The 5,513-nt window shown below is 43.3% G+C and carries 4 protein-coding genes; 3 read left to right on the forward strand and 1 reads right to left on the reverse strand.

Annotation, left to right across the window (positions count from 1 at the left end):
• The 3 genes from SGI98_12200 to SGI98_12210 all read left to right on the forward strand — a co-directional run.
• A partial coding sequence (locus SGI98_12200) for an RHS repeat-associated core domain-containing protein (protein MDZ4744162.1) occupies window positions 1-652 on the forward strand: 652 nt, incomplete at its 5' end.
• An 8-nt stretch (window positions 653-660) separates the two neighbouring features.
• Window positions 661-1,029: a hypothetical protein gene (locus SGI98_12205; protein ID MDZ4744163.1), complete on the forward strand. Its 369-nt coding sequence runs from the start codon at window positions 661-663 to the stop codon at window positions 1,027-1,029.
• A 993-nt stretch (window positions 1,030-2,022) separates the two neighbouring features.
• On the forward strand, window positions 2,023-2,751 hold the full coding sequence (locus tag SGI98_12210; GenBank protein MDZ4744164.1) for a glycosyltransferase family 2 protein: 729 nt from the start codon (window positions 2,023-2,025) through the stop codon (window positions 2,749-2,751).
• 71 nt (window positions 2,752-2,822) lie between these two features.
• Here SGI98_12210 and SGI98_12215 read toward each other — a convergent pair whose 3' ends face one another.
• The gene (locus SGI98_12215) at window positions 2,823-4,880 is read right to left on the reverse strand and encodes a hypothetical protein (protein MDZ4744165.1); all 2,058 of its coding nucleotides are present in this window, start codon (window positions 4,878-4,880) and stop codon (window positions 2,823-2,825) included.
• Window positions 4,881-5,513 lie beyond the last annotated feature (633 nt).

Raw genomic sequence — 5,513 nt, forward strand, 5'->3', positions numbered from 1 at the left:
GGATTCCGACTTTAAATTCACGGGACATTTCTATCACGTCAAAAGTAAACTGCACCTGACGCTTTACCGCGCCTATGACGCTGATACGGGAAGATGGATAAGCCGCGATCCGATTGGCGAAAATGGCGGAATTAACCTTTATGGGTATGTCGCCAATAATCCGGTGAACTGGGTCGATCCGGATGGCCAATGGACATTAAGGCTGACCGCAGGATACATTTTTGGTGGATATTTTGAGATTGGGAATAATTATGGCAGGATTCATACAGGATTAGGTGCTGGAGGAGCTATCGGTGCCGCGCTTTCATTGGATACCTCGAATTCTTATCATGCTTTTGAAATTGGAATAGGAGCAAATGGATCCATAAAGACATTTGATGCTCTCAGCATTTCTGGAAAACTAGATTTTGGTTATCGAGATAATTGCGATGAAGATATATACGGCTCTCTCAGTTTTGGGTTTGGCGTTCCTAATACTCCATTTAAAGTGGTTACAGGAATTGAAGCAGGTTTAAGGGCGCCCCCTTCTTCTCAATGGAATCCTCAGCCACCATATTTTTATAGTGAGCCAAAAAGGGAAAAAGTTACTGCTGGACTTGGAGCAGCGGCTTTCGCAGGTCCAAGAATACAGTGGAATTGGTCAAAATATTGAATGTTTTTATGAATAATAAGAGATACATAAAGATAATTCTTCTTGGTATGTTATCACTAATGACACTAGCTGTAATAATAGAACCCTTACTGCCCATAAAAGATGAGGCAATATTCAATAATATTAAGAAAAATCTCCAAAGCACATATTTTTGTGATATGAAAATAGAATCTTTAGAATTTGTCGAGGAAGGAAGTTCATTTATGACTCTTTACAAGAGCCCGACAGAATATAAAGGAGTTTACAATATTAAATTTGTTCAAAATGGAAAAATAAAATTTGCCCAAGTTGACTGGTCTGCGAATGTTTACAAACAAGTTGTTATAAATAGATTTCAAGAACAATTAAGTAAACATAAGCCTGTCGTATGTCGGTAGGTCAGAGAAGGAAAATCCCCAAATTATTAATATAAGGTTATGTTAAGTAAAATTAATATATATTTTTATGCAATAGTAATAGTAACAATACCATTAGCTATTATGCGAGGAGTGTCTGATATAATGAACAAAACATTCCCTCTATCTGGCTATCAATACTTATTTTATTCCTTGGAATATTACTATCTCCAGTGATGATTCTTTATAGTAATAGCAAATATAAACTTTTTAAGTTTCTCTTTAATTATAAGATTATGAAATGCAATTGTTTGCTTATAATATTAAATGGATTAGCCAGTTTAATAACTTCAATTTTCATAAATTATGAAGCTTTTACGATAGGATTGTCTACAATATCTCTTGGATTATCATTTTTGATAGGATATAGAATTGTCGCATGGATCAGGCCGCGATTTGAGAGCTTTTGTTGAAGTAGTTTTGGCCTTTGCCAACGGCCAAGGTGAGGTGGAAAAAGTCAGTGCCTTTTTGACAAAGGCACACCATAGGCCGGGTGAACTGAAGAATCAGTGCACGCGCCACAAAAAAATGTGTTCCAGATAACGTGTCTCGTCCGAGGCGGCAGCGGAACTCGTGATCCAAAAGTGAGGGGGAAAATAGGAAAGAGTTGTCGCGATTTGAGACAGGGGGATTCTCGATCCAGCGGTTCGGCGTGCCGGGCCTTAAAGCATATGAACATGTATCTTTTCTATCACAAACGCTCCAATTGCCTCTCCCCGAAGGAGAGTGCTGCAAATCAGAGATCAAAAGTGATGTGCCGCAAATTGCGGCAGGACAGTCACGGTTCCACCCCATCCAGTGCTCGTCCCAGACCCACACTATCCGGTAAGAAGCGCGACCCATCAGGAATATGTCCCCTTTATAAAACACATTCCCTACTTTTTTCATCAAAGAGCAAATTGCCCCACAATAACCGTCTTTGGGGTGTGTGGTGATATCCTTGCAAGGGATTAAAATAATCTTTTGATTGAATGGATGTCAAATCAATCCCCCTTAGTGGAAACATTACACCTTTCAGTTGTCGTTCCTGTTCATAACGAGGAAAAGGCAATTGGTAAGTTTGTGGAGGGATTATTGTACTTCCTGAAACGAGGTGGTGTGGATGCATGGGAAATAATTATCGTGGAAGACGCCTCTCATGATCGGACTTACGACATCATTTCCAGTGACTTTCCTGAAGTGAAGGTTTTAAGAAACTCAATCCGTTTGGGCAGTGGTGCGGCCAGAAAGAGAGGGAGTATTGAGGCGGGAGGGGAGTTTATCGCATGGATTGACGGGGATGGGACATATTTGCCCGGCGACCTCATTAATCTTTTTTCCGTCAGGGAGGATATGGATCAGGTGATTGGTTCGCGGCGCTGTGATTATGGAAAGCTGGCCTTATTACGTTTGATGAAAAAGTGGTTTATCAACCGTTTCGTTAGTTGTCTCTGGGAGAGAGAGATACCGGACCTGAATTCCGGATTGAGGGTATTCAAAAGAAGTGCATTACTCGATATCATTGATGAATTACCCAAGGGATTCTCATGCACGAGCACGGCGACCCTGGCAGCACTCAATCGCCATCAGCGAGTCACCTTTATTCCGATTTCTTATTCCCCGAGGATAGATGGCTCCCGGAGTAAGTTCCACATCATCTTTGATACATTCCGTCTGTGGCGGGCGATTTGGATCCAATGGCGTAAAAAGGATTTATTCGACTGAAACGGGAATGTTCCCTCCAGAATATTCATGTCCCGCGTTTGATGTGATTCCACTATCTTTCGGGATGGTGGTTATTGAATCGATGCATCCTTGAGCTTTTCAAGGAGATAGGGAGTTTCAATTTTGGTATATCCTTGAGGGGGTTGCTTCATGGATTGAGAGAGAATTCTCATGGAATTGTTTTCGCGGAAGACCAATTCAACAGGGAAATCTTTTAATGCGCCTTTCCCCGTGGAGGGATCAGACAGGATAAAGACTTTTAACCCCTTTTGATGCCAGAGGCTGATTTGTTCTTGGAGAATAGCCGGGTCGATGGAGGCCGGAGATTGCGCATCCAGAATGACTGCACAACGTTGATAAATGAATTCGAGCGGGCTGGCTAATCCGTTAACAAATCCCTTCCCTGATACGATCACGAGGGAATCGGCGGGAAGGTGATTTCTGATTGATTCGAGGGTTTGAATCAGGCCGTCGTGATCGGTATGCGAGTTGATTCTTTGGTTAAGCGGGTAAAACAGTAGGAGAAACCCCAGGGAGATGACTCCGGCAATATAAGGAGCAAAGGATTTTTTCAGATGGGAGATCTGAAAAGATAAACCTGCTAGCCCCATAAGCATGAGAGGAATGGCAAAGGGGATAAACCGGCGCATGGCATAAGGCTGGATCGGGTAGTTCCTAATGTCATTACTGAAGTACAGTAAAGCCAGAAGGCCGATAGTGACAAAGAGCTTTTGCCAAGGTTCTTTGAGTCTCCACAGGAGTAGGCCTATTCCGATGGATGCGAAGAGTAGTCCGACAGGTCGAAAATACCAACCGAGTCGGAAAAAGCTTTCTTCCCGGAAGGAACGGATTTGTTTATCTAAGGGCCAATAATAATACAGATCAACGGGAGTCGATTGAGGAAAAATAAAGTATAAATACCCAAATACGATCATGAGCAGAATAAACCCTCCGAAGGGAAGGTACTTTGTAAGGGAGGCGGATGGTAATGTGGATGGTTTTTTGAGAATAGCCCAGAGCATGCCGCCGATGGCTGCCATTAATATCACAAGTAACCAGGGATACTGCTGCACAAGGGTAAACTGTGCGGCAAACGAGTCTTTGGTGTAGTTTGGGTTAAACCGCAGAATCCAGAGGAAAGCCAGAAGGTACACAGCACTGGATGAAATGAGGGTGGTAAGGGCAGCGGTTTTATTTGTGCGGAATGTGATCAGGATATAAAAGAGCGGGGCAAGGATCAGGACGATACCATCAATTTTAACTAAAAGGGCTGCGCCAGAGCTTAATCCGATCAATAAGCCCTTACCGGTCACATACTTTTCATTTTGTCCCCATGTCAGAATGATAAGCAGCCAGAGGGCTAGGAGCGCGGGTTCTGCATAAGCACATTTGGCGATCCAGACATTCAATGGAAAAAAAAGAAATGCCAGAAAGACAAGAATACCTTCCCCCTTTCCAAACCACCGGGAGGCGATCAATCCTGCGAGTAGCGAGGATGCGATCATGATCACGGGATTAACCCAAAGCATGGAAGTCAATCCATGAATCGATGATGCTGAAGCCATCAAAGCGGCTTGGCCAATAGGAAACTGGGAAGTCAGGGTGCCGGGGTGTGTGCTCGAGAGGAAGAATCCTGTATGATATTGGGGGTAAGTCTTGTTTGAACTACCTTTTTGGGCCTGGCTGGGTTTATTACTGATGAAATAGGGGGAGGCAGGCTCAGTCAGAGTACTAATGACTGGTGAATGGATAAAATATCCTCCGGAATAGGTAAGGTTTGAGGCGGCGCAAAGATTGATCCCCTGATCTTGGGAGCCGGTAAGCCGTTGCCCCGGTTTTCCATAAAGTTTAATAAAAGCTCCTATCGCTAAAATAACGATGAAAGTGCTGAACAGGATAACAAAAGGATTGCGTTTTTGATCAAGGGATGCGGCGGGCGTCAGGGGTTCCAGAATCATTTCGATCACCAGCCTGATTAACCAAATCCCACAAACGATCATGAATAAGAGGGAAGTAACGTGATTAAATAATCCAAGGCCCCCTAATAGACACTGGATGATGAATATAATGACCACAGCCAGTGACAGGTTTAAGAGCGACAGAAACTTCAAATTTCGAATCAGGGACATCAAAAAAGTATGCCTGAAATTCCCTGCCCTCCACCAGATGAAAAATGAGGAATTTTGATGAAACAAAATGAGAACTCCACCCCACTCCAACCGGGCACCGACAAAGCCAGAGACGACGCAGGTGAAAGTCCTGCCGCTCGAATGGGACAGTTCGCGCCCGAAATGAACATCCGGGAAGTGGCTGTGAGGCTGAACCTACAAGCGGGACGTTTGCTGAACTAACAGGCCCTAAGGAAAGTGAACCCTCATCGAATGAACATCGAAAGAGGAATGACGGGAAAGCCGAGCCCCTAGCCGACTGGGGAAGGTCGACGGGGAGTTAGGGGGGGATACAAACTGAAATATTGATACAAATTTGTCTGAAAATAGAACGACAGAAAACATTTAGTAAATGAATTTAAAAGTGAAAGTAATAAGATTTACGAATGTTACATAAATTGTATAAAATGAGTAACAACAATAACGTGCCCGCTCAGTGTGTCTGTCGAGTTACGAAATTTCTGTAAGGAGTTTTACGGAATAGATGTAATAATAGGGGGTTTGATTTACCTAATTCTGGTAACGTCCTCGGAAGTCGTTGATTTCCAGATGGCGCGTCATTTTTGAAAATAGTCATCCATTACAGAAATCGTA

Source organism: Verrucomicrobiota bacterium (assembly GCA_034440155.1).
Taxonomy (GTDB): Bacteria; Verrucomicrobiota; Verrucomicrobiia; order JAWXBN01; family JAWXBN01; genus JAWXBN01.

What these genes read in the sequence shown, in the direction of transcription:
- SGI98_12205 (MDZ4744163.1), top strand. Translation starts at nt 661, where the DNA reads ATGAATAATAAGAGATACATAAAGATAATTCTTCTTGGTATGTTATCA.
- SGI98_12210 (MDZ4744164.1), top strand. Translation starts at nt 2,023, where the DNA reads ATGTCAAATCAATCCCCCTTAGTGGAAACATTACACCTTTCAGTTGTC.
- SGI98_12215 (MDZ4744165.1), bottom strand. Translation starts at nt 4,880, where the DNA reads ATGTCCCTGATTCGAAATTTGAAGTTTCTGTCGCTCTTAAACCTGTCA.